Origin of the sequence: Streptococcus sp. SC1 (genome assembly GCF_030272855.1) — a bacterium.
In the GTDB taxonomy this organism is placed as follows: domain Bacteria; phylum Bacillota; class Bacilli; order Lactobacillales; family Streptococcaceae; genus Streptococcus.
In genome coordinates, this window is record NZ_JAQCMU010000003.1 from 238,816 (window position 1) to 263,875 (window position 25,060).

Below are 25,060 nucleotides of genomic sequence, written 5' to 3' on the forward strand. Positions count from 1 at the left end.
AAAGGAGATTCTCATGATTGAATTTAGAGATGTTACAAAAGACTATGATGGCAAGCTGGCGCTTAACCATTTGAATCTGACCTTGGAAAGCGGTGAGATTGTCGGTCTGATTGGTCACAATGGAGCGGGTAAGTCAACGACCATTAAATCCTTGGTCAGCGTCATCAATCCGACGCAGGGGCAAATTTTTGTGGACGGCAAAGAGCTATCCAGTAATCGCCTAGAAATCAAGAAAAAAATTGGCTATGTAGCTGATTCTCCTGACCTTTTCTTGCGCCTGACAGCCAATGAATTCTGGGAGCTAGTGGCGACTTCCTACGATATGACCACGGCAGAAGTAGAGGCTCGTTTGGGTGAACTGCTGGCTATTTTTGACTTTGCCAGCCATCGCTATGAAGTGATTGAGTCGTTTTCACATGGTATGAGGCAGAAGGTCTTTGTCATTGGTGCCCTTTTGTCCGATCCAGATATCTGGGTTTTGGATGAGCCTTTGACGGGCTTGGATCCTCAAGCAGCTTTTGATCTTAAGCAGATGATGCGTGAGCATGCTGACAAGGGAAATACAGTTCTGTTTTCAACTCATGTATTAGAAGTGGCTGAACAGCTATGTGATAAGATTGCTATTCTCAAAAAAGGAGAGCTGATATTCTACGGAACGGTTGAAGACTTGAAAGCCCAGCATCCAGACCAATCCCTCGAAACCATCTATCTAGGTCTGGCTGGTCGCAGAGAAGAGGTGAGTCCAGATGCGCCTTAAAGCGATTAAAAAATTAGTTGATATCAATATTCTTTATGCGATTCAAGCATCGCAGTTGCAACAATACCGCAAGAAGCAAGAAAAAAATCCAGAGGTAAAAGTCAATGTCTCCCTGCAGGCTATTCGAATGTATTTGATTTTGGGGTTGGTCTACCTGTTCTTCTTTGGTATCATGAGTGCTTTCAATCACATGGTGGGCAATCCGGGACATTTTGCCAATATGGTCTCCATATTTGCTGTATTCTCCATGTCGCAGGGCTTCCTCGTTTTCTATAATGTCTTCTATGAAAGCAAGGACTTGCAGTCCTATCGGCCCTATGCCTTTAGTGAGTCAGAAATCATTGTTGGCAAGAGCATCTCTGTTGTCCTGACTCTCTTGATTGCGATTCTGCCCATGTATAGCTATTTCATCGTGCTAGCTCTTCAAGGTGGAAATCCCTTAGTCGGCCTGCCTATGGCCTTGATTTCGATTGTCATTTTAAGCTCGGTTATAACCTTTGTCATTTTGATTTTGGTGCATTTTATCACCAAGACAGCTTTCTTTAGAAAGTATAAGACTATTCTATCCAATGTGATTCTAGGGCTGGTTTCCCTTGGTTCGGTAGGACTCTATATCTTTATCAATCAAATGAACAGCCGTAGCATCGCCAGCAATACTGTATCCACACCTTATTTCCCGCCAGTTGTAGCCTTTTACGACTTTATCATCAATCCTTTTAGCTTGTCAGCAATTTTAGGAATTCTAGCTTGGCTTGCCGTGGCGGTTCTGCTCTTCCTGGTGGTTAAGTTCAAGGTCATACCAGAATTTTATGAGGCAGCCTTGATGACAGGAGCATCAAGTGGCAAACGTGAGCGTGTGCACGATATCAATATGGACGAGGCCAAGAATTTTAAGAAGTTCGTCTGGCGCTACCACATTCGGCTGCTGAGTGAAGGTTCGGTCATCTTGCAGGCTCTCTTTATGTCGGCACTGATACCTTACATCATCATTTTTAGTATGGTCATGGGGGCAATCAATGCAGGTCTGGATGTTAGCCCGTTCTTGATTCCACGATTTTTACTTCCGCTTAGCTTCCTATCTATGTTTATCGCCACCCTCAATTCGGGTGGGAATAATCTGACCTCTATAGGTTTATCCTTGGAGCGGGAAAATTTTGATTATCTGAAGGTCTTACCTTTTGAGCTACGAAAATACGTTCGTCTCAAATTTTGGTATCTCTTTGCTATTCAGTCCATTCTACCAGTGCTTCTTCTTTTGGTGACTAGTCTTATCTTTCATGTTCATTTGGTGACGTTTCTCGTTATGCTGCTGGTTTGGTTTATGGCCAGTCTAGCTTGGAGCGCTTGGGGCTATCATCGTGATTATAAGCATCTGGTGACCAACTGGTCCAATGTCAACGAGCTGATGACTCGAGATAACAGTATGGGTAAGACCCTATTGGCACTAGCCTTTACTATTGGAGTGATGATCGTGATTGGCGTTCTCTATGCGATTTCATACTTCCTGCCTCTCGCAGTTCTCTATCTCCTTTCACTTCTGCTGATTTTGATTTCTGGACTTGTCTCTTATCTGATCTATCGCTACTATATGAAAAAACTTGATAGCGAAATTGCTAGTTTTAATTGCTAATTGACCATAATAAAAAGCTTAGCAGCGAGGTTACTTGATACCTTGTTTCTAAGCTTTTTAGTTGCGATTTATTCTACAGTTTTTTGTTAGCTGATATTTATCCTTTTAGGAACGCCAATTAATCAGTACATACATCAAGCTGGAGCCAAACATATCCGCCAAGGCGTGCATGAGGAAGAATGGCAGGAGGTTCTTGACCTTGTACTTGTAAAGGAAATAGTAAAAGAGTCCGTAGACCACTCCGATAACCAAGGCCCAGAGCATTCCTTGATAAGTATGGAAAGAAATCCGAATGATAGTAGAATAGGCCAGTGCCCACCACTTATACTTATCCTTGACTGAGGTCATAAGGCCCAGAAAGAAGAATTCTTCATAGAAGCCATTGAGCAGTCCGTAGAGGATGGCCATTGGTGTCAGATCAGCAAATTTCCGGAAGATTTCTAGCACATCTACATAAGACCAGAGAGTTGGATCAAAGTAATTATACTCGCCGCTCAGCGTCGTAACAATGTCACCAAAGAACCCCACTGCGACAAAAATAAGAGGTGTCCAAAGCAGAACCGACCAAGTCAGGCGGATGGGAAGCTGCTTAAAGTCAAAGCGTCGAAGCAATAGGTAAAGAATGGTCAAGACCAGCATCAGGAGCTGAAGATTGAAATTGCTTGAGAATGCTGCGCCTTCGCTAGCTGTATTGCTGACCGTTTCGGTCGCTCCTGCGCTAGAAGCTGGTGCAAAGTTAGCTAGGTAAAGCTCGGTTGATGTGTAGATGAACTGACCAAACATGAGCAGAGTAATCACAAGAATATCGAACCATTTCAGTTCTTTCAGAGGCTGTGATGGGCGGATTTTTGATAAAATAGTCATTCGTTTTCCTTCCATAACTAGCAGTTTCATTTTCCAGAGATCATCTTTTCTATCTTTATCTTAGCAGAAAAAGCTTAAATTTTTATTATTTTCAAAGTTGCTGCTTTTGAGAGGAGATTTTGCAGATCAGTAGTAGGCTTAGTTGAAGAGCTGCATTATATCATAGAGAAGAGGCTGGGACAAAAGTCCTAGCCTCTCAATTGTTTTTGGATTGTCGAGCAAGACGCAGTGGTTGAGTGGGCTCTACTAGGCTGATTTCATCAGCTTTTACAGCCCTACTCAACTGTGCGGAGGTGGGACGACGAAATCGAATTCTAATGAATTACCGATTTCTGTCCCACTCTCACATGAAATAAACAATCGCTAGGTACTGGAGGGCAGAAGCAGCAAGGATGAAGAGGTGCCAAATCATGTGGAAATAGGGCTTCTTTTTGGCATAAAAACCAGCGCCGACTGTGTAACAAAGCCCGCCTGCTAGCATGAGTCCCCAAAACACTGGCCCAGTTTGTCCGATAATTTGCGGGATGATAAAGATCACCAGCCAGCCCATAATTAGATAGAGAGCCAGACTGAATTTCTCATTAACCTTCTTGGCAAAGATTTTGTAGAGAATACCAAAGATGGTCGTTCCCCACTGAATCGCGATAATCAGATAGCCCCGCCAGTCATTCATGAGTGAAAGGACGACAGGTGTATAACTGCCTGCGATAGCGATGTAGATCATGGAGTGGTCAATAATCCGCAGGATATATTTGTGGGTAGAGCCATAGGACATGGAGTGGTAGATGGTAGAAGAAAGAAACATGAGAAAAAGGCTTATGACAAAGATAGAAGTGCCAACAGCAGAAACGAGACCATGCTCTTCATAACTGTAAATAGCAGAGATGGGGAGAAGAATCAGCATCAAAACAGCTCCGACGGCATGAGTGACAGCATTGGCAATTTCCTCTCCAAAAGAGAGTTGTTTACTGAGTTTAAGCGCGTAGTTCATCGTTATCGGCCTCCTTTTCGGGTACTTGGATAAAAGCAAGGGTTTGCTGGTAGAGTTTTAAGGTCTGACAGGCACTGGCAATAATGGGAGTCACTTCAAGTTTCCGTCCGTTCATATAATCCACAAAGTCATTGTAGAGCTTTTCAGACTGGGTCTGGGCGTTGAGCATATCCAAAGTCGCAGCAATATCTTGAATAGAAAAAACAGTTTTCAAGCTTGTAATGGCAATCAAACGGGCAACTTGCTGGCGATTGTATTTTTTCTTTAGAGGTTTTTCAAGGTAGCCATGCTTGACATAATTATTGATCATGGATGCGGTCAAGCCTTTGTCAGATGCGGTAAAAGCTGGCTTACAGACCTTGTTGACGTATAGCAGGACTTGGTCCAGATACAGGTCAAGAACAGGTAATTCATCCCATCTAGGGAACAGATTTTTTGTTTCCAAGTTTTAAACTTTCTAATATCTAGTTTTTATAACTAGATATTATCATTTTTGAAAATTAAAGTCAAGAAGAAATCCAATTAGTCCAAAATCTGATATAATCATGAGTAAGGAAAACAGGAAAATGGACTCGAAATCCAAGATAAGAAAGGAAACATATGAAAATTTTAATTCCGACTGCCAAAGAAATGAATGAAGAGCAGAGCTCGCTGGGTCGCTCCCAGTTGACGTCTAAAAACAAAATCATCATAGAAGAGTTGTTGCAATTCTCAGCCAAAGAGCTGGAAAAATTATACAAAATCAGTCCGCAAATGGCTGAAATAGAATACCAGCGGATTCAAAATCTAAGCAAGAATGAAGCGGAGACTTATCCAGCCTTGCACTTATTTGACGGGCTCATGTATCGTAATATCAAGCGAAAAGATTGGACACAAGAGGAGAAATCCTACATTCAAGAGCATTTGCTGTTAACGTCTAGTCTATATGGGGTCATTCCTGCCCTTAGTCCGATTGCTCCTCATCGGCTGGACTTTTTGGTGGGGCTGAAGCCAAATGGTCAAACGCTGAAAAAATTTTGGCGGGACGATTATACAAAAGCAGTAGCGGATGAGGATATACTACTTTCGCTCTTGTCTAGTGAATTTGAGGAAGTTTTTGAAAAATCAGTCAGAGAGAAGATGCTTCGCTTCAAATTTTTAGAAGAAAAGGCTGGCAAATTCAAAAGTCATTCTACTATTTCTAAAAAAGCGCGTGGGCAGTTTTTGACTGCTTTGATGGAAGCGCAGGTAGATACTCTTGAGCACATCAAACAGCTCTCTTTTGCTGGTTTTGCTTATCGAGCAGATCTTTCAGATGCTAAAGAATTAGTTTTTGTAAAAGAAGAATAAGAAAAGGAGGCTGGGACAAAAGTCCGACCTCAAATATAGAAAGCGAACAAAACTAGTTTTCTGGTAATCAGAATTCTGCTTTGTTCGCTTTTCGCATTTAATTATAGATTTGAAGGGCTTAATAATTATGATTTTTAAAAATTGAAATATTTTTGTCCCAAACTCTTTTTTGTAGCAAAGAGACTATCGTCCCAGACTCTTTTACTCTATTATTTAGACTTACCAAAAGAAAAATTAACTTAACAGGTATTCTACTGCAACTTTTAATACATTCATTAACTACATTAGAAATAAGAGAAAGGCAATTCGAAACAGAGACAGGGCGAGCAAATGAAGGGGATAAAACCAGTAAAATACTTTTCCAATATTGGCCCCTTTTTGACCGTTGTAGAAAGAGGTCACGAGGAGAAACAGAAGACAGGTGGCAGCCAGATCAGCCAGACCATCATAGGAGAAATTGAAGGCCAAAATTAGGATTTGCACACTGTTTAGTGCCAAGACACCGTCAATTTTTCGGAAGATTGGGTCTTTAATCTTTGCAAAGGAATAGATACCAAAAACTCCTCCCGTCAGTCCGCCGTCAGCGATAATGGACAGAGTAAAACAGAGTAGAATAATTAGAACTTTTCTCCAGGTTGCTGTTTGCTGATCACTGTAATAAAGAGCACAGAGCCCCAAAAAGAGAGTAACAACCGTATTTTGCATGATAAAGCCAAGACCAGTAACCCAGCCCATCAGAGAGAAAGGGATGATACTGATAAGAGCCAGCAGCCCCAATCGTCTCATATACTTGCTCACATCATGACTGTGCCGATAGCCTTCCGCAATACAAAAGGCAAAGACTGGAAAAGCCAGGCGGCCTATTATGTGCATACTATTGGCCAGCCAGTTAGGAGAGAGAATATTCATATTGGTAGCCAGTGGAAAAGATACCCAGGCGATATGGTCAATCAGCATTGCAAGCATAGCAAGCAGTTTCAAACTGCTATTGTCAATTATTTTTTTCATAGGATCCTCCTTTTTCCTTTCCTATGATACAAGAAAGAGGTTCTTCTTTCTATTTCTTTAGCTTACATTTCTCTCATTTTTCTTACAATTTTGTAAGTTGGAATTTCGACTTTTTACCTCTTCGATGAATACTTCTAATTTTTTCTTGACAAATAAGACTGAAAAGGCTGGGACAAAAAGATTTTGGTTTTAGGAATTCTTTATTATAAATTTTTAAAATTGATAGATTAAACAAAAAAGTGAACAAGACAGAATTCTGAGTGTCAGATAACTCCGTTTTGTTCGCTTTTTATATTTATGGTTAGACTTTTGTCCCAGATTCTTTTACATAGTCTGATAATTGCTTTTGATTCTGCAATTCGATGAATTTCTCAGGATAGGTTTGGCGAACTTTTTCATAGCGACTCTTAGTCTCTCTTGTCCGACCATCCCAAAGGATCCAGCGGATAAATTCCCAATCCAGTCTTTCGGTACAGCCAGATGCCATACTCTCTCGTACTTGATTGCGATATTTTAGATAGCGTTTAAAGGCGCGATAGAGGCAGTTCCAGCGAGAAAAGTTCATAAAGATAATCTGATCAGCCTGCGCCATACGCTCCTCAAAGTAGGCAAAGGAGTAGTTACCATCGATGACCCAAGATTGTTCTCGCTTGAGGAAATTCGCTAAATCAGCCTTGACTTGGTCTTGACTACGAGTCTGCCAGTTTTCTTCAAACTGAATCGTGTCCAGATGAAGCACGGGAATATGGTGGAAGTGGCCTAACTGCTGGGCTAAGGTTGACTTGCCAGAGCCGGAGTAGCCGATGATAGCAATCTTCATATACATTCTCCTAATTACAGTGAGCAACAAAAAAAGCTCCGTGGAGCTCCTTTGTATGCGCGATGCATTATTTAGCAAGTTTAGCTGAAAGACGTGCTTTATCGCGGCTTGCTTTGTTTTTGTGGATCAAACCTTTAGTTTCTGCTTTATCGATAGCTGAGCTAGCAGCACGGAAAAGTTCTTCAGACGGGTTTGCTTCAAATGCTTTGATTGCAGTACGCATAGCTGATTTTTGAGCTGAGTTTTTTTCGTTGTGTTTAACGTTCAATTCAGCGCGTTTGATAGCTGACTTAATGTTTGCCAAGTTATTCACCTCCATTGAAAATACTAACTATCTAATTATATATGAAAAGTTGTGATTTGACAAGTCTAAATTATTTTTTTAGATAGATTTCATCAATTTCATGATTTTTAGCCTTATGCAAAATCACTTCAGCCCTGTTACGTGTTGGCTCGATATAGTCTATCAGATTTACCAGATTGATTGTTTCCCAGATATTATGGGCAAGTGCCATGACTTCTTCTTCAGGCTGGGTTGTAAAGCGATGGTAGTAGTTGTCCGTGTCATGCTTGGCTAGTGCCAATAATTTTTTAAAACGATCTAGATACCAAGACTCGATATTTTCGACTTCGGCATCTACGTAGATAGAGAAGTCGAAGAAGTCAGTCATATAAAGGCGTTCATTTTGCGGATTTTGGAAGACGTTGATGCCTTCTACGATGACAAAGTCAGCTGCCTTAATTTCCTGCTTTTCATTTGGGACAATATCATAAATTTCGTGCGAGTAGACGGGAATTTCATAGTTTTGACCATTTTTAATGCGGTCTAAAAAGTCTAGCAAGAGTTCCATATTATAGCTTTCGGGGAAGCCCTTGCGATTTAAAATCCCCGTTTCAATCAAAGTTTGATTGGGATAGAGGAAACCATCGGTCGTCACCAATTCAACGGTGGCATTTGTAAAAGTCCGCGATAGGAGGATTTGCAATAGGCGGCTAATCGTTGATTTTCCAACGGCAACACTGCCAGATACTCCGATAATAAAGGGCTGTCTTTTACTCTCCTTTTGTAGAAAAATACCTTTTGAAAAGGCGAGATCCTCTTTAGAACGTTTATAAATTTGAATGAGATTTGTCAGAGGTAGATAAACATCTGTTACATCCTGTAGACTGATTTTGTCATTGAAACTCTTGATAGAATTGAGTTCGGACTCAGTGAGCGGTGGATTTTTCTTTCGATGCAGATTCTGCCAAGTTTGGCGGCTAATTTTTTCAAAATGAAGAAATTCGTTAGTCATAAGTTACTCCTATATGATGGATTTTAGTATAACATACTTTTGGAGAAATGAAAACGATTTACAAATCTAGAAAATTTATGATAAAATGGTTTTATGACTAAAATGTATTTTGCAGAAAATCCGGATGCCAAACATGACATTCATGAATTAAAAGTGGAACTATTAGGACAACAGATGACCTTTTTAACGGATGCTGGCGTCTTTAGTAAAAAAATGATCGACTATGGCAGTCGAGTTTTGTTGTCTGCCTTGCAATTTAACAAAAAAGAAACGCTGCTGGATGTTGGCTGCGGTTATGGAACGCTGGGCTTGACTCTGGCTAAAGCGCAAGAGCTGGAAGTCACTCTCGTGGATATCAATCAGCGAGCGCTAGACTTGGCTAGAAAAAATGCGGATGCGAACCAAGTATCTGCAGATATTTTTCAGTCCAATGTTTACGAAAATGTGACCGGACAATTTCATCATATTATCAGCAATCCACCGATTCGCGCCGGTAAGCAGGTGGTGCACGAGGTTATTTCAGGTAGCTATGCTCACTTGCTAGCGGATGGGGATTTGACGATTGTTATCCAAAAGAAACAAGGAGCTCCCAGCGCTAAAACCAAGATGGAAGAAGTGTTTGGCAACTGCGAGACTCTCAAGAAGGACAAAGGTTATTATATCCTAAGGAGTGTGAAATAAAGATGCGGGCAGTTGATATTATTCAAAAGAAACGAGATGGATTAGAATTGTCCAATCAAGAGATCGAATGGCTGATTGAGGGCTATGTAGCTGGAACAGTACCAGACTACCAGATGTCAGCCTTTGCTATGGCTGTTTACTTTAAAGGGATGACTACTCGGGAAATTTCTGATTTGACTATGGCTATGGTGGGGACGGGCCAGCAGTTTGATCTATCAGCTATCTCAGGGATTAAGGTCGACAAGCATTCGACTGGTGGAGTGGGAGATAAGGTTACCTTAATCTTGGCTCCTCTCGTAGCTAGCTTTGGAGTACCCGTTGCTAAGATGAGCGGTCGAGGCTTGGGGCATACGGGTGGTACCATAGACAAGCTCGAGTCTGTCAAGGGCTACCAAGTAGAGCGCAGTCAGGAAGATTTCATCAAGCAGGTTCAGGATATTGGTGTATCCGTCATCGGTCAGTCAGACCAGCTGGTCAAGGCAGACAAGCTTCTCTATGCCCTGCGTGATGTGACTGCTACAGTTGATACGATTCCTTTGATTTCCAGTTCAGTTATGAGCAAGAAAATCGCCGCTGGTGCTGACAGCATTTTGCTGGATGTAACCGTCGGTGAAGGTGCCTTTATGAAAAATCTAGAGGATGCCCGTGTCCTAGCCCGTACCATGGTAGACTTGGGCAAGGCAGTCGGACGCAGGACGGTTGCAGTTATTACGGACATGAGTCAGCCTTTGGGCACCAGCATTGGCAATCGTTTGGAAATCTTGGAAGCACTGGAAATCCTTCAAGGACAAGGACGCGAAGATATTACGGAGTTTATCTGTGAGCTCGCTCGGATTATGCTTGGTTTAGCTAATGTTGAGAAATCAGTTTCTGAAATTAGAGAACATTTGACAAATGGAGCAGCTTTGAAAAAATTTGAAGAGATGATTGCGGCTCAAGGTGGTGATCTAGAGGACTTGTATCGACCATCCCAGGCGGCTTATGTGGCTGAAGTGAAAGCAGAGCGATCTGGTTATATCACAGAGCTTCCAGCTATGGAATTTGGCTTGTTTGCGATGAGATTAGGAGCAGGTCGAGCCGTCAAATCTGATAAACTAGATTATGAAACTGGAATTGTGTTCGAAAAGAAGATTGGCGAAACAGTCGAAATTGGGGAAATTGTTGCAAAAATATACGCAAATGAAAAAATTTCTCAAGAACTAGTTACAGAATTCCAAAAAAATGTTAGAATAGGTAGTGAAAGCGTTGCAGTAAGCGAGATTATCGAAGTGATCGCTTAATTCTAGGAGAATCCAACATGAAATTAAACAAATACATTGACCATACGCTTTTGAAACCTGATGCAAGTCAGGAGCAGATTGAAACCTTAATTGAGGAAGCGAAGAAATACGACTTTGCGAGCGTCTGTGTCAATCCGACTTGGGTGAATTTTGCTGCGCAAGCACTAAAAGCTACGGATGTTAAAGTCTGTACGGTCATTGGTTTTCCTCTGGGAGCAAATACTCCGGAGCTCAAGGCTTTTGAAACGAGTGATGCAATCCAAAACGGAGCGAATGAAATCGATATGGTCATCAATATCGGTGCTTTAAAGTCTCGAAACTTTGACTTAGTTGAAAGAGACATTCGAGCTGTTGTGGAAGCTGCCAAAGGAACCTTGGTCAAGGTCATTATTGAGACCTGCCTCTTGACAGATGATGAGAAAGTAAAAGCTTGTCAAATTGCTCAGAAAGCTGGGGCGGATTTTGTCAAGACATCTACCGGTTTCTCAACTGGTGGTGCAACCGTTGCGGATGTAGCTTTGATGCGTAAGACAATTGGGCCAGATATGGGAGTCAAGGCTTCTGGCGGTGCCCGTTCTTACGAAGATGCACTTGCCTTTATCAAAGCTGGTGCGACTCGCATTGGAGCATCCTCTGGTGTAGCGATTATGGAGGGAGACGTGGCTAATGGCGACTACTAATTTGATTGATTTAGTTGTAGAAACCACGAAGAATGCCTATGTTCCATACTCTCATTTCCCTGTCGGAGCTGTTTTAGTAGCTAAAAATGGACAAGTTTTCACAGGTGTCAATGTCGAAAATGCTAGTTTCGGCTTGACCAATTGTGCAGAGCGAACAGCCATTTTTAAAGCTGTTTCTGAAGGCTTTTTAGACTTTGAGGAATTAATTGTTTACGGAGAAACGGAAAAACCGATCTCTCCGTGTGGTGCCTGCCGCCAAGTAATGGCAGAGTTTTTTAATCAGGATTTACCAGTGACCTTGGTCGCTAAAGATAAATCGACGGTCGTGATGACGGTCAAGGAGTTACTTCCATACTCTTTTACAGACTTAACTTGAGTCTGTTGCTGGTCAACTGACCAAAATTAAACTTGCAACTAAGTTGCACATCTTATATAGGAGGTTCAGAAATGAACAAGAAACAATGGCTAGGTCTTGGTCTAGTGTCTGTCGCAGCAATCGGACTTGCTGCATGTGGGAATCGTGCGTCTAAATCAGATAGCTCTAACGCTAAAACTGATTTAAAAGCTGCTATCGTAACCGATACAGGTGGTGTTGATGATAAATCATTTAACCAATCTGCATGGGAAGGTTTGCAAGCTTGGGGGAAAGAAAATGGCCTTTCAAAAGATAACGGCTATACTTACTTCCAATCAACAGACGAGTCACAATACGCGAACAACCTAAACCAAGCTGCTACGGATGGTTACAACTTAGTATTTGGTATCGGTTTTGCCCTTCGTGATGCCGTTGAATCTGCTGCTAAAGATAATTCAAGTATTAACTACGTTATTATTGACGATGTGATTGAAGGTCAAAAGAATGTTGCTTCAGCAGTCTTTGCAGATAATGAAGCAGCTTACCTTGCTGGTGTTGCAGCTGCAAAAACGACTAAGACAAAACAAGTTGGTTTCATAGGTGGTATAGAAGGCGCAGTTATCACACGTTTTGAAAAAGGTTTCGAGGCTGGTGTGAAATCAGTTGATCCATCTATCAAGATTAAAGTGGACTATGCTGGTTCATTCGGCGATGCAGCTAAAGGTAAAACAATTGCTGCTGCTCACTATGCTGGTGGTGCGGATGTTGTTTACCAAGTAGCTGGTGGTACTGGTGCTGGAGTATTTAACGAAGCTAAGTCAATCAACGAAACAAGAAATGAAAATGAAAAAGTTTGGGTACTTGGTGTTGACCGTGACCAAACTGAAGAAGGTAAATACAAATCTAAAGATGGTAAAGAGTCTAACTTTGTTTTGGCATCAAGCTTGAAACAAGTTGGTAAGACTGTCCAAGACATCGCTAACCAAACTGCTAAAGGTAAATTCCCAGGTGGTAAAACTACAACCTTTGGTTTGAAAGACGGTGGTGTTGATTTGACAACAACCAACCTTTCTGAAGATGCTAAAAAAGCTGTTGAAGAAGCGAAAGCAAAAATCCTTGACGGCAGCCTCACAGTTCCTGATAAATAATTGAATGCTGAGCGATCCGACCTACTAGGGTCGCTCATTTTTAAATTCTGATGCCTTTGCATCGATTAAGCCTACTAGGATAGGAGTCCGAGGAGGTTATATCGACATAAAATGAAATTCTGGAAAGGAAAGAGCCATGACACATGAAAATGTCATTGAAATGCGAGAAATTACCAAGGTTTTTGGTGAATTTGTAGCCAATGATAAAATCAATTTGGAACTCCGAAAAGGTGAAATTCACGCTCTTTTAGGAGAAAATGGTGCCGGGAAGTCAACCTTGATGAATATGTTGGCCGGCCTACTTGAGCCGACTAGTGGTGAGATTGTAGTAAACGGAAAGCCAGTTAAGCTGGACTCTCCATCAAAGGCGGCCTCACTTGGTATCGGGATGGTGCATCAGCACTTTATGCTTGTGGAAGCCTTCACTGTTGCTGAAAATATTATTCTTGGAAGTGAGATTACAAAAAATGGTATCTTAGACTTGAAACGCGCTACGCAAGAAATTAAGCGTTTGTCTAAGAAATATGGTTTGTCGGTCGATCCATCTGCCAAGATTGAGGATATTTCTGTTGGAGCCCAACAACGTGTTGAAATTTTGAAGACCCTTTACCGTGGTGCAGATATCCTAATCTTTGACGAACCAACAGCTGTTTTGACACCATCTGAGATTGATGAATTGATGAAAATCATGAAAAACTTGGTCAAGGAAGGTAAGTCTATCATCCTTATTACTCATAAGTTGGATGAAATTCGTGCAGTTTCTGACCGAGTGACCGTTATTCGTCGAGGAAAATCGATCGAAACCGTTGAAATTGCTGGTGCAACCAACCAAGACTTGGCAGAAATGATGGTAGGACGCGCCGTTTCCTTCAAGACTGAGAAGAAACCTTCTAATCCGCAAGAGACGGTTCTTTCCATCAAGAATCTTGTCGTTGAAGAGAATCGCGGCGTTCCAGCTGTTAAAGGACTTTCACTGGATGTTCGTGCTGGTGAAATCGTTGGGATTGCAGGAATTGATGGAAATGGTCAGACTGAGTTGATTCAAGCTATCACAGGACTTAGAAAAGTAAGTTCGGGTGAAATTTTGATCAAGAACCAGTCCGTGATTGGTAAGAAACCACGTCAGATTACAGAGATGAAGGTCAGCCACGTCCCTGAAGACCGCCATCGCGATGGTTTGGTGCTGCAGATGTCCATTTCTGAAAATATTGCTTTGCAGACTTACTACAAGGAACCACTTAGCAAAAACGGCATCTTGAATTACAATAATATTTACTCTTACGCGTGCAACCTGATGAAAGAGTTTGACGTGCGGGCAGCTAGCGAGTATGTACCTGCTTCAGCCCTCTCAGGAGGAAATCAGCAGAAGGCTATCATTGCTCGGGAAGTGGATCGTGATCCAGATTTGTTGATTGTCAGTCAGCCAACCCGCGGTCTTGATGTTGGAGCGATTGAATATATCCATAAACGCTTGATTGAGGAGCGTACTCAAGGTAAGGCAGTACTTGTTGTCAGCTTTGAGCTAGATGAAATACTCAATCTTTCTGACAGAATCGCCGTTATCCATGATGGCAAGATTCAAGGAATCGTGACTCCAGAGAAAACCAATAAGCAAGAACTTGGTATTCTCATGGCTGGTGGTAAGATTTAGAAGGGAGATTCAAATGTCTAAGAAAACACAGCAGATTGCAGTTCCCTTAATCTCAGTTCTTTTGGGGATTTTATTGGGAGCAATTGTCATGGCTATCTTTGGCTATGATGCCATCTGGGGATATGAATCCCTCTTTAAAACAGCATTTGGTTCTTTGAGAAGTTTGGGTGAAATTTCTCGGGCGATGGGACCTCTAGTTCTCATTGGTCTGGGTTTTGCCGTTGCTAGTCGGGCTGGATTTTTCAATGTCGGACTTCCAGGTCAGGCCTTGGCTGGTTGGATTCTGGCTGGTTGGTTTGCCCTTTCCTTCCCTGACCTACCTCGCCCTCTGATGTTGTTAGCAACCGTAGTCATTGCTGCAGTTGCTGGTGGGATTATTGGTGCTATTCCAGGAGTTCTGCGTGCCTATTTAGGAACGAGTGAAGTCATCGTTACGATTATGATGAACTATATCGTCCTCTTCGTTGGAAATGCCTTTATCCGCAGCTTTCCAAAATCTGTGATGCAGAGTGTTGACTCTAGTAAGCGTGTTGGTGCCAATGCCATTTATCAAACAGAATGGCTGAGAAGTTTGACAGCTAACTCTCGGATGAATATTGGTATTTTCTTTGCTTTGATTGCAGTTGTGCTGATCTGGTATATGCTGAAGAAAACAACGCTTGGCTTTGAGATCCGTGCTGTTGGTCTTAACCCAAATGCAGCTGAATACGCAGGGATGTCCTCTAAACGGACTATTATCTTGTCCATGATTATTTCTGGAGCCCTTGCAGGACTTGGAGGAGTAGTAGAAGGACTAGGTACTTATCAGAATGTCTTTGTGCAAGGAAGTTCATTGAGCGTTGGTTTCAATGGTATGGCGGTTAGCCTTTTAGCAGCCAATTCTCCAGTTGGTATCCTTTTTGCGGCTTTCCTCTTTGCAGTTTTAAGTGTCGGTGCGCCAGGTATGAATGTGGCTCAGATTCCGACAGAATTGGTCAATATTGTGACAGCTTCGATTATCTTCTTTGTTAGCGCCCATTACTTGATTGAGCGTCTGACTGGTAAGACAGTGTTTGAATTATTTAAAAACCGTAAGCAAGAAGCTGGTAAAGTGAAAGGGGGAAACTAGGATGAATATTGTAACGATATTAGGTTTATTAGTATCATCTATGCTGATTTATGCGGCTCCCTTGATTTTCACAAGTATCGGTGGAGCTTATTCGGAGCATGCTGGAGTCGTCAATGTCGGTTTGGAAGGGATCATGGTAATGGGGGCATTTACAGGCGTTCTCTTTAACCTGACTTTCGAAAGTAGTTTTGGCAGCTTGACTCCGTGGCTCTCCTTGATTGCTGCTGGTTTAGTCGGAGTGCTCTTCTCACTTATCCATGCTGTAGCAACTATTAACTTCCGTGCAGACCACGTCGTTAGTGGTACGGTTCTAAACTTATTAGCACCAGCATTGGCAGTCTTCCTTGTTAAAGCTATCTACAACAAGGGGCAAACAGACAACATTCAGCGTTCATTTGGCAAATTTAATTTTCCTATTTTGTCTGATATTCCGGTCATAGGCGATATATTCTTCAAACATACAAGTCTGATGGGATATTTGGCCATCGCCTTCTCTTTCCTTGCTTGGTTTATCATGTTTAAGACAAAATTTGGATTGCGTCTTCGCTCAGTTGGAGAACATCCGCAGGCAGCAGATACACTAGGAATCAATGTTTACCTCATGCGCTACTACGGCGTTATGATTTCTGGTTTGCTTGGTGGTATTGGTGGGGCTATTTATGCTCAGTCAATCTCTGTTAACTTTGCTGTCACTACTATCATAGGTCCAGGATTTATCGCCTTGGCAGCTATGATCTTTGGTAAATGGAGCCCTATCGGTGCTATGTTGGCAAGTCTCTTCTTTGGAGCTTCTCAAAGTTTGGCCGTTATCGGAAACCAGTTGCCTCTTCTTTCAAAAGTGCCAACGGTTTATCTACAGATTGCGCCATACGTCTTGACGATTGTGGTTCTTGCAGCCTTCTTTGGTAAAGCTGTTGCTCCGAAAGCAGACGGTATCAACTATATCAAGTCTAAATAACCTTTTACACCAGTTCTTTGGAACTGGTGTTTTTTGTGATTGGAAAAAGCTGCTATCGGAAATAGAAAAAGCCTGCTTCGTCTGAAGCAAGCTTTCTAAGATTAATTTGTAGCGATTTCGTTTAATAAATCTTCTGCAGTAGTAGTTGGGTTCACTCGAACACGATTGAGTGAGAGCAGCCCATTAGACAGGGAAGCCAGGCCGTTATTGGTCGTCAATCCCATCTTATAGCCTAGACTTTCAGCAATCTGCAAGGTCGCATCACTATAGCGGCCAGATGGATATGCAACAGTCGTAGTTTTCTGCGAAAGATTGTCATCTAAAAAGGCTTTAGAATCACGTAGTTCAAGGGTTTGTTGATCAGTAGTGGCAGTTGATAGATCAGGGTGGTTGACGGTATGGTCTTCAAAGGACATTCCCTTTTCCTTCATTTCTTTGATCTCATCTAGCGTCAGCATATCTTCACGGCCAGCTTGGACAAAGCCAGTAATGACATTGTTGGTTGCCTTCATCTGGTATTTTTGAAGTAGTGGAAAGGCATTGGTATAAAAGTCTTTCAAACTATCGTCAAAGGTCAGCCAGACTACCTTTTTATTTTCAGGCAGGACATTCTCTGTCAAAGCTTTGTAAGCTTCATCTGGGGTTAAAGTATAATAACCAGCCTCTTTCAGAGCCTGCAAATGACTTTCAAAAGTAGTTGGATCTACAATCAAACCAGCATTGGCTGCCTCAGAGGGATCCATTACATGGATCGCATGGTACATCAAAATTGGAATCTTAACAGGCTCGTCTTGTTTTACCCACTTGATTTTTGAAGCTTCTTCATTTGTTGAGGTAGAGTCTGGCTTCGAGGTGGATTGCACAGTTTGGTTGCCTGCAGAAGATTGTTTGCTAGGAGAGAACTGAGTCTTCCAAAGATAAATTCCGCCTACGATTAGGGCAAGGAGCAAGAAAAGATTGATAATAGAAAAAAGGAATGCCTTTTTCTTAGCTTTATGTCTTTGCATGCGTCTTCCAATGTGTTTATCTGTCATGGTATCTCCTTCTAATCTCATGAGTTTAAAATTTTTACTTACATTATAACAAATATACAAATAGATTTGTAGGCATTTCTATATATTTTTGTTATAATGTTTTTTATATAAGAAATATTCAAGGAGTTCCTCATGTCTATTAAAATTGCTTTACTTGGTTTTGGAACAGTTGCTAGTGGTGTTCCTTTCTTGTTGAAAGAAAATGGAGAAAAGATCGTTCAGGCTGCTCATTCTGAGATTGAAGTTGCTAAAGTTTTGGTCAAGGATGATGCTGAAAAAGAACGTCTATTGGCAGCTGGAAATGATTATAACTTTGTAACCAATGTGGATGAAATCTTAAATGACAGCGAAATTGCGATCGTAGTGGAGCTGATGGGACGGATTGAACCAGCTAAAACCTTTATCACACGAGCACTTGAAGCAGGTAAGCATGTGGTAACTGCTAACAAAGATTTGCTGGCAGTTCATGGTTCTGAATTGTTAGACATTGCTCAGAAAAATGGCGTTGCCCTTTATTATGAAGCTGCTGTTGCCGGCGGTATCCCAATTTTGCGCACCTTGGTTAATTCATTGGCATCTGACAAGATTACCCGCGTTTTGGGTGTGGTCAATGGAACATCTAACTTCATGATGACCAAGATGGTAGAAGAAGGTTGGTCTTACGAGGATGCTCTTGCGGAAGCGCAACGTTTAGGATTTGCTGAAAGCGATCCGACTAACGACGTTGATGGAATTGACGCAGCCTATAAAATGGTCATTCTCAGCCAATTTGCTTTCGGTATGAACATCAAGTTTGAAGATGTTGATCACCAAGGCATTCGCAATATCACTCCAGAAGACGTCGCAGTTGCTCAAGATTTGGGCTATGTGGTGAAATTAGTTGGCTCAATTGAGGAAACACCATCAGGAATCGCTGCGGAAGTAACACCGACTTTCTTGCCAAAAGCGCATCCGCTAGCTAGCGTAAACGGCGTAATGAATGCGGTCTTTGTTGAGTCAATTGGTATTGGAGAATCCATGTACTATGGTCCAGGTGCAGGCCAAAAACCAACTGCGACCAGTGTCGTTGCAGATATCGTCCGTATCGTCCGTCGCCTAAATGAAGGCACGATTGGCAAAGCCTTCAATGAATTTAGTCGCGAGCTTGTCTTGGCTAAACCTGAGGATGTTAAGAGCAACTATTATTTCTCTATCTTGGCTCCAGATGCCAAGGGTCAAGTATTGCATTTGGCTGAAATCTTCAATGCTGAAGAAGTTTCCTTCAAGCAAATTCTGCAAGAAGGTACGGATGGTGAAACAGCTCGTGTAGTCATCATCACACATGCTGTCAGCAAGACTCAGCTAGAAAATGTCGTGGCCAAGCTCCGTGAGGTACCAGAGTTTGAATTGCTCAATACCTTTAAAGTATTAGGAGAATAAGATGAAAATTATTGTACCAGCAACCAGTGCCAATATCGGACCTGGTTTTGACTCAGTTGGTGTCGCAGTCTCCAAATATTTAGAAATCGAAGTCTTGGAAGAAAGTCAGGAGTGGGTCATTGAGCATGATCTCAATCCTCGAATTCCAACTGATAAACGTAATTTACTAATCAAAATTGCCATGCAATTGGCCCCAGACCTTCAGCCTCATCGCTTAAAAATGACTAGCGATGTTCCTTTGGCTCGCGGTCTTGGCTCTTCTAGCTCCGTTATTGTTGCTGGGATTGAACTGGCTAATCAGTTGGCAAATCTGAACTTATCGGATCATGAAAAGTTGAAAATTGCGACAAAAATCGAAGGCCATCCTGACAACGTGGCCCCAGCAATTTATGGAAATCTAGTGATTGCAAGCTCCTTCCAAAATCAAGTTTCGGCTGTCGTGTCAGATTTCCCAGAGGTCAGCTTTATCGCTTTTATTCCCGATTATGAGTTGAGAACAGTTGAAAGCCGCCGTGTCTTGCCTAATCGCCTTTCTTATAAGGAAGCTGTTGCGGCAAGCTCTGTAGCCAATGTCGCTGTTGCAGCGCTCTTAAAGGGCGATATGAAAACAGCTGGTCGTGCCATCGAATCTGATCGTTTCCATGAGAGATATCGCCAACCGCTTATCAAAGAATTTTCTGATATTAAATTCTTAGCCAGAAAACAGGGCGCTTTTGCGACTTATATCTCTGGAGCTGGTCCGACTGTTATGGTTTTATCTCCGAAAGACAAGGCTGAGCAGATTTATCAGCAAATCAAGGAAGAAGGCTTTGATGGGGAAGTCTTCCAGTTGCAAGTCGATACTCAGGGTGTACGTGTAGAAAAATAGAAGAGAATTTGAGGATGACGAACTTGTGGACGCAGTGTTGGTCTACAATCTTCGTTCTCCTCTTTCTTTTTGCTTTGAAAAAGAATCTTTATTTCCCTCAGTCTATCGTAAATATCATTTAATTTTGATATAATAGAGTGTAATTTGTAAAGAAGAGAGTAAGTCATGCAAAACCTAGAAAAATTTTCTGCGGAATTAGAAGGAATCGACATCCGTTTCAATGAACCTTTGAGTCAATACACTTATACGAAGGTAGGCGGAGCTGCCGATTTCTTAGTTTTTCCACGCAACCGTTATGAATTGGCTCGGATTGTCAAGCTGGCCAATCGTGAAAATATTCCTTGGTTGGTGCTTGGGAATTCAAGTAACATTATTGTTCGAGATGGCGGTATTCGAGGCTTTGTCATCATGTTTGACAAGCTAAATAATGTAACAGTAGATGGCTATACGATTGAGGCAGAAGCTGGTGCAAATCTAACTCAGACCACTCGTATTGCCCTGCATCATAGTTTGACTGGCTTTGAATTTGCCTGTGGCATCCCAGGTAGTGTCGGCGGTGCTGTCTTTATGAATGCTGGCGCTTATGGCGGTGAAATCGGCCATGTGCTTGTTTCTTGCAAGGTCTTGACACCTGAAGGCGAAATTAAGAACTTGGATGCGCGTGATATGCGCTTTGGCTATCGTCATTCACTTATTCAAGAAACAGGTGACATTGTTATTTCAGCTAAGTTTGGTCTGGCACCAGGTGTCCACCAAAACATTCATCAGGAAATGGAACGTCTGACCTATCTGCGTGAACTCAAGCAGCCTTTGGAATACCCATCATGTGGGTCTGTCTTTAAGCGTCCTCTGGGACATTTTGCTGGCCAGCTCATCAGTGAGGCTGGTCTAAAAGGCTACCGAATCGGTGGTGTAGAGGTTTCAGAAAAGCATGCTGGTTTCATGATTAACGTCGATCATGGTACAGCTAGCGATTATGAAAAGTTGATTGCTCATGTCATTAAAACAGTCAAAGAGCATTCAGGTGTCACTCTGGAAAGAGAAGTTCGAATTATTGGGGAAGCATAAGAGTCCGATATGCAATTGTCCAAGTCTTTGGGATAGCCAATATCCATGTGTCTTTAGTAAAGGGGGTGAAAGCCTATCGATATCGCAAGTATGCAGGGCCATAGTAGCCCTCGAGAGGTTTTTTTGGTCTGACAGAGCCAAAAATCTGTTAATACATGGAAAAGAAGGAATTTATGCCAATTGAAAAAACCAATTATTGAGTTCAAAAACGTTTCGAAGGTTTTTGAAGACAGTAACACCGTCGTTCTCAAAGATATTAACTTTGAATTAGAAGAAGGAAAATTTTATACGCTTCTAGGGGCTTCTGGCTCTGGGAAGTCAACCATCCTTAATATTATTGCAGGACTTTTGGATGCGACTACGGGAGACATCTTTTTGGATGGTGTCCGCATCAATGACATTCCTACCAATAAGCGGGATGTTCACACCGTATTTCAGTCCTACGCTCTTTTCCCGCATATGAATGTCTTTGAGAATGTAGCCTTTCCGTTGCGGTTGCGGAAGGTGGACAAAAAAGAAATCGAAGAACGGGTTACTGAAGTTCTGAAAATGGTTCAGCTGGAAGGATATGAGCGTCGTTCAATTCGGAGACTCTCAGGTGGTCAACGTCAGCGGGTAGCCATTGCTCGTGCCATCATCAATCGGCCACGTGTTGTCCTACTAGATGAGCCACTTTCTGCGCTGGATTTGAAGCTGCGGACGGATATGCAATATGAGCTCCGTGAACTCCAACAGCGCCTCGGGATCACTTTTGTCTTTGTCACCCACGACCAGGAAGAAGCCCTAGCTATGAGTGACTGGATTTTTGTCATGAATGAAGGGGAAATTGTCCAGTCAGGAACGCCAGTGGACATCTATGATGAGCCGATTAACCACTTTGTTGCGACCTTTATCGGAGAATCGAATATCTTGCCAGGTAAGATGATCGAAGACTACTTGGTCGAGTTCAATGGTAAGCGTTTTGAAGCAGTTGACGGAGGAATGCGACCAAACGAATCCGTTGAAGTAGTGATTCGTCCAGAAGATTTGCGCATTACCTTGCCTGAAGAAGGAAAACTGCAGGTTAAAGTGGATACCCAGCTTTTCCGCGGGGTTCATTATGAAATTATCGCCTACGATGAGCTTGGCAATGAGTGGATGATCCACTCGACCCGCAAGGCCATCGTCGGAGAAGAAATCGGTCTGGACTTTGAGCCAGAGGATATCCATATCATGCGCCTCAATGAAACCGAAGAAGAATTCGATGCTCGGATTGAAGAATACGTAGAAATCGAAGAGCAAGAAGCAGGGCTGATCAATGCCATTGAGGAGGAAAGAGATGAAGAAAACAACCTCTAACCTTTTTCTGGTTCCATATTTTCTTTGGATTCTACTCTTTGTTCTAGCTCCAGTGATGATGATTGTCTGGAAATCATTCTTTAATATCGAAGGTCAGTTCACGCTGGAAAACTATCGGATTTATTTCACTTCGCAGAATTTGACCTATCTGAAAATGAGCTTTAACTCGGTATTTTACGCAGGGATCATCACCTTGGTGACCTTGCTCATTTCTTATCCGACTGCTTATTTTTTGACCCAGCTCAAGCATCGCCAGCTCTGGCTCATGCTGATTGTCCTGCCGACTTGGATCAATCTTTTGCTCAAAGCTTACGCCTTTATCGGCATTTTTGGACAAAATGGCTCGGTGAATGAATTTCTGACCTTTATCGGTATCGGTCCCAAGCAGATTCTTTTCACTGACTTTTCTTTTATCTTTGTTGCCAGCTACATTGAGCTGCCCTTTATGATTCTGCCCATTTTCAATGTCTTGGATGATTTGGATCCCAACCTCATCAATGCCAGCTATGACTTGGGTGCCAATCGTTGGCAGACTTTCCGCAATGTTGTCTTTCCGCTTTCAATGAATGGTGTAAGAAGTGGCGTGCAGTCCGTTTTCATTCCCAGTCTCAGCCTCTTCATGCTGACGCGTTTGATCGGTGGAAATCGTGTCATCACGCTGGGAACTGCTATTGAACAGCATTTCTTGACAACGCAGAACTGGGGAATGGGCTCAACAATCGGAGTGGTTCTGATTATTGCCATGCTCTTCACCATGTGGGCAACCAAGGAAAGGAGAGAACGATGAAAAAATTTGCTAATCTCTATTTAGCGATTGTGTTTCTAATCCTTTATCTTCCGATCTTTTATTTGATTGCCTATGCTTTCAATGCTGGCGATGATATGAACAAATTTACGGGCTTTGATCTGGTTCATTTTCAAAAGTTATTCGAAGATTCACGCTTGATTTTGATTTTGGCGCAGACGTTCTTCTTAGCCTTTCTTTCTTCCCTCATCGCTACGATTATCGGAACTTTCGGTGCTATTTATATTTACCAAGCCCGCAAGAAGTATCAGGATGCTTTCTTATCCATCAATAATATTTTGATGGTGGCGCCTGATGTTATGATTGGGGCTAGCTTCCTGATTCTCTTTACCACGGCTAAATTCCAGCTTGGCTTTGTGTCCGTTTTGGCCAGCCACGTCGCTTTTTCAATTCCTATTGTTGTGCTGATGATTTTGCCAAGGCTGAAAGAAATGAATGACGACATGATTAAGGCTGCTTATGATTTGGGAGCCAGTCAAGTCCAGATGCTCAAGGAAATCATGCTGCCTTATCTGACACCAGCGATCATTGCCGGTTATTTTATGGCTTTCACCTACTCACTCGATGACTTTGCTGTGACCTTCTTTGTAACAGGAAATGGCTTCTCAACTCTTTCCGTAGAGATTTATTCCCGTGCACGGCAAGGAATTTCCTTGGAAATCAATGCCCTGTCTGCTCTGGTCTTTCTCTTTAGTATCGTTTTAGTCATTGGCTATTACTTTATCACGCGTGAGAAGGAGGAAGCAGCATGAAAAAACTCTATTCGTTTTTAGCAGGGATTCTTACGATTATCCTGATTTTGTGGGGAATTAGCTATCGGATTGAGAGTAAAGCCAACAGCAAGGGCAGTGATAAATTGGTTGTCTATAACTGGGGAGATTACATTGATCCGGAATTGCTGACTGAGTTTACCAAGGAAACAGGCGTGCAGGTTCAGTACGAAACCTTCGACTCTAACGAAGCCATGTACACGAAAATCAAACAAGGTGGAACGACCTACGATATCGCAATCCCAAGTGAGTACATGATTGCCAAGATGATGAAGGAAAACTTGGTTGAGAAATTGGACCATAGCCAGATCAAGGGCTTGGAAAATATTGGCTCAGACTTTTTGGATCAGCCATTTGATCCAGGGAATCAGTATTCCATTCCTTATTTCTGGGGAACGCTGGGCATTGTTTACAATACTAAAATGGTCGAGCATGCGCCTGAACACTGGAACGATCTATGGAAGCCAGAATACAGAAACTCCATCATGATGATTGACGGAGCCCGTGAAGTCATGGGGATTGGTCTGAATTCCAATGGTCGTAGTCTTAACTCTAAAGATGCAGACCAGCTGCAGGAGGCTGTCGATAAGCTTTACACTCTGACGCCAAATATCAAGGCCATCGTCGCTGATGAGATGAAGGGGTATATGATTCAGAATAACGCGGCTATCGGCGTGACTTTCTCTGGTGAGGCTCGTCAAATGCTGGAGGCCAATGAAGACTTGCGCTATGTCGTTCCGACAGAAGCTAGCAATCTTTGGTTTGACAATATCGTTATTCCAAAGACGGTCAAAAATAAAAAAGCTGCCTACCAGTTTATCAATTTCATGCTGAGACCAGAAAATGCTTATAAAAATGCCCTTTATGTTGGCTATTCAACGCCAAACCTTCCTGCCAAGGCCCTGCTGCCAGAAGAAGTACAGGAAGACGAGGCTTTCTATCCAACCGAAGAAACTATGAAGCATCTGGAAGTCTATCAGCAATTAGGACCAAAATGGCTCGGAACATACAATGACCTCTATCTTCAAGTCAAAATGTATCGCAAGTAGCCAAAGAAGAGGCTGGGACAAAAGTCCTAGCCTCTCAATTGTCTTTGGATTATCAAGCAAGGCGCAGGGGTTGAGTGGGCTCTACTACGCTGATTTCATCAGCGTTTACAGCCCTACTCAACTGTGCGGAGGTGGGACGACGAAATCGAATTCT

At 42.4% G+C, this 25,060-nt stretch carries 26 protein-coding genes; 18 read left to right on the plus strand and 8 right to left on the minus strand.

Features of this window, described 5'->3' with window-relative positions:
• The first annotated feature begins 13 nt into the window (after positions 1-13).
• Together PAN94_RS06410 and PAN94_RS06415 are read left to right on the plus strand one after the other, a co-directional pair.
• Positions 14-757 carry an ABC transporter ATP-binding protein gene (locus PAN94_RS06410; protein ID WP_148876715.1) on the plus strand — a complete coding sequence of 248 codons (744 nt, stop codon included), beginning with the start codon at positions 14-16 and terminating at the stop codon, positions 755-757.
• Entirely contained in the window at positions 747-2,387 is a 1,641-nt protein-coding gene (locus PAN94_RS06415; RefSeq protein ID WP_285875177.1) for a hypothetical protein, read from the plus strand. Before PAN94_RS06410 ends, PAN94_RS06415 begins: the two co-directional genes overlap by 11 nt.
• A 105-nt stretch (positions 2,388-2,492) precedes the next feature.
• On the opposite strand, the gene PAN94_RS06420 is transcribed toward PAN94_RS06415, so the two are convergent.
• The 3 genes from PAN94_RS06420 to PAN94_RS06430 all read right to left on the minus strand — a co-directional run bounded on the left by PAN94_RS06420 (position 2,493) and on the right by PAN94_RS06430 (position 4,687).
• A complete protein-coding gene (locus PAN94_RS06420) occupies positions 2,493-3,251 on the minus strand; it encodes a CPBP family intramembrane glutamic endopeptidase (protein ID WP_285875178.1) in 759 nt (252 codons plus the stop codon).
• Between the two features lie 343 nt (positions 3,252-3,594).
• Complete coding sequence (gene trhA / locus PAN94_RS06425; RefSeq protein ID WP_187421939.1) at positions 3,595-4,242, minus strand: PAQR family membrane homeostasis protein TrhA; 648 nt, start codon at positions 4,240-4,242, stop codon at positions 3,595-3,597.
• On the minus strand, positions 4,226-4,687 hold the full coding sequence (locus PAN94_RS06430; protein ID WP_285875179.1) for a DUF1836 domain-containing protein: 462 nt from the start codon (positions 4,685-4,687) through the stop codon (positions 4,226-4,228). The genes trhA and PAN94_RS06430 overlap by 17 nt, the downstream gene beginning before the upstream one ends.
• Before the next feature lie 155 nt (positions 4,688-4,842).
• Between PAN94_RS06430 and yaaA the strand changes: the two genes are divergently transcribed.
• Entirely contained in the window at positions 4,843-5,571 is a 729-nt protein-coding gene (yaaA, locus tag PAN94_RS06435) for a peroxide stress protein YaaA (RefSeq protein ID WP_285875180.1), read from the plus strand.
• A gap of 279 nt (positions 5,572-5,850) precedes the next feature.
• On the opposite strand, the gene PAN94_RS06440 is transcribed toward yaaA, so the two are convergent.
• From PAN94_RS06440 to coaA, 4 genes are all read right to left on the minus strand, one after another.
• A complete protein-coding gene (locus PAN94_RS06440) occupies positions 5,851-6,579 on the minus strand; it encodes a TraX family protein (protein WP_285875181.1) in 729 nt (242 codons plus the stop codon).
• 301 nt (positions 6,580-6,880) lie between these two features.
• A complete protein-coding gene (locus PAN94_RS06445; protein WP_285875182.1) occupies positions 6,881-7,399 on the minus strand; it encodes a DNA topology modulation protein in 519 nt (172 codons plus the stop codon).
• Positions 7,400-7,466: 67 nt separating this feature from the next.
• Complete coding sequence (rpsT, locus tag PAN94_RS06450) at positions 7,467-7,703, minus strand: 30S ribosomal protein S20 (protein ID WP_002895661.1); 237 nt, start codon at positions 7,701-7,703, stop codon at positions 7,467-7,469.
• Between the two features lie 70 nt (positions 7,704-7,773).
• Positions 7,774-8,694: a type I pantothenate kinase gene (gene coaA / locus PAN94_RS06455; RefSeq protein ID WP_285875183.1), complete on the minus strand. Its 921-nt coding sequence runs from the start codon at positions 8,692-8,694 to the stop codon at positions 7,774-7,776.
• Positions 8,695-8,787: 93 nt separating this feature from the next.
• Between coaA and PAN94_RS06460 the strand changes: the two genes are divergently transcribed.
• The 8 genes from PAN94_RS06460 (at position 8,788) to PAN94_RS06495 (ending at position 16,555) form a co-directional block, all read left to right on the plus strand.
• A complete protein-coding gene (locus PAN94_RS06460) occupies positions 8,788-9,375 on the plus strand; it encodes a class I SAM-dependent methyltransferase (RefSeq protein ID WP_285875184.1) in 588 nt (195 codons plus the stop codon).
• A 2-nt stretch (positions 9,376-9,377) separates the two neighbouring features.
• On the plus strand, positions 9,378-10,655 hold the full coding sequence (locus PAN94_RS06465) for a pyrimidine-nucleoside phosphorylase (protein WP_285875185.1): 1,278 nt from the start codon (positions 9,378-9,380) through the stop codon (positions 10,653-10,655).
• Positions 10,656-10,672: 17 nt separating this feature from the next.
• Complete coding sequence (deoC, locus tag PAN94_RS06470) at positions 10,673-11,335, plus strand: deoxyribose-phosphate aldolase (RefSeq protein WP_285875186.1); 663 nt, start codon at positions 10,673-10,675, stop codon at positions 11,333-11,335.
• The gene (locus tag PAN94_RS06475; protein ID WP_125390586.1) at positions 11,322-11,711 is read left to right on the plus strand and encodes a cytidine deaminase; all 390 of its coding nucleotides are present in this window, start codon (positions 11,322-11,324) and stop codon (positions 11,709-11,711) included. Before deoC ends, PAN94_RS06475 begins: the two co-directional genes overlap by 14 nt.
• Before the next feature lie 71 nt (positions 11,712-11,782).
• Positions 11,783-12,838, plus strand: a complete 1,056-nt coding sequence (locus tag PAN94_RS06480) for a BMP family lipoprotein (RefSeq protein ID WP_048791817.1) — start codon at positions 11,783-11,785, stop codon at positions 12,836-12,838.
• 136 nt (positions 12,839-12,974) lie between these two features.
• Positions 12,975-14,489, plus strand: a complete 1,515-nt coding sequence (locus PAN94_RS06485) for an ABC transporter ATP-binding protein (protein ID WP_048791818.1) — start codon at positions 12,975-12,977, stop codon at positions 14,487-14,489.
• 13 nt (positions 14,490-14,502) lie between these two features.
• Positions 14,503-15,597 carry an ABC transporter permease gene (locus tag PAN94_RS06490; RefSeq protein WP_048791819.1) on the plus strand — a complete coding sequence of 365 codons (1,095 nt, stop codon included), beginning with the start codon at positions 14,503-14,505 and terminating at the stop codon, positions 15,595-15,597.
• A 1-nt stretch (position 15,598) separates the two neighbouring features.
• Positions 15,599-16,555, plus strand: coding sequence for an ABC transporter permease (locus PAN94_RS06495; RefSeq protein WP_285875187.1), 957 nt, complete (start codon positions 15,599-15,601; stop codon positions 16,553-16,555).
• 101 nt (positions 16,556-16,656) lie between these two features.
• On the opposite strand, the gene PAN94_RS06500 is transcribed toward PAN94_RS06495, so the two are convergent.
• Positions 16,657-17,589, minus strand: coding sequence for a polysaccharide deacetylase family protein (locus PAN94_RS06500; RefSeq protein ID WP_285875189.1), 933 nt, complete (start codon positions 17,587-17,589; stop codon positions 16,657-16,659).
• A 132-nt stretch (positions 17,590-17,721) separates the two neighbouring features.
• Between PAN94_RS06500 and PAN94_RS06505 the strand changes: the two genes are divergently transcribed.
• From PAN94_RS06505 to PAN94_RS06535, 7 genes are all read left to right on the plus strand, one after another.
• Positions 17,722-19,008, plus strand: a complete 1,287-nt coding sequence (locus PAN94_RS06505) for a homoserine dehydrogenase (protein WP_285875191.1) — start codon at positions 17,722-17,724, stop codon at positions 19,006-19,008.
• A 1-nt stretch (position 19,009) separates the two neighbouring features.
• The gene (gene thrB / locus PAN94_RS06510) at positions 19,010-19,876 is read left to right on the plus strand and encodes a homoserine kinase (protein WP_285875192.1); all 867 of its coding nucleotides are present in this window, start codon (positions 19,010-19,012) and stop codon (positions 19,874-19,876) included.
• A 165-nt stretch (positions 19,877-20,041) separates the two neighbouring features.
• Positions 20,042-20,944 (plus strand): UDP-N-acetylmuramate dehydrogenase, encoded by a 903-nt coding sequence (gene murB / locus PAN94_RS06515; RefSeq protein ID WP_285875194.1) that lies wholly within the window; start codon positions 20,042-20,044, stop codon positions 20,942-20,944.
• 180 nt (positions 20,945-21,124) lie between these two features.
• Positions 21,125-22,282: an ABC transporter ATP-binding protein gene (locus PAN94_RS06520; RefSeq protein WP_048763121.1), complete on the plus strand. Its 1,158-nt coding sequence runs from the start codon at positions 21,125-21,127 to the stop codon at positions 22,280-22,282.
• The gene (locus PAN94_RS06525) at positions 22,263-23,069 is read left to right on the plus strand and encodes an ABC transporter permease (RefSeq protein ID WP_125373028.1); all 807 of its coding nucleotides are present in this window, start codon (positions 22,263-22,265) and stop codon (positions 23,067-23,069) included. Before PAN94_RS06520 ends, PAN94_RS06525 begins: the two co-directional genes overlap by 20 nt.
• On the plus strand, positions 23,066-23,839 hold the full coding sequence (locus tag PAN94_RS06530) for an ABC transporter permease (protein ID WP_005590157.1): 774 nt from the start codon (positions 23,066-23,068) through the stop codon (positions 23,837-23,839). The genes PAN94_RS06525 and PAN94_RS06530 overlap by 4 nt, the downstream gene beginning before the upstream one ends.
• Complete coding sequence (locus PAN94_RS06535) at positions 23,836-24,906, plus strand: ABC transporter substrate-binding protein (protein ID WP_285875196.1); 1,071 nt, start codon at positions 23,836-23,838, stop codon at positions 24,904-24,906. Before PAN94_RS06530 ends, PAN94_RS06535 begins: the two co-directional genes overlap by 4 nt.
• Positions 24,907-25,060: the final 154 nt, after the last annotated feature.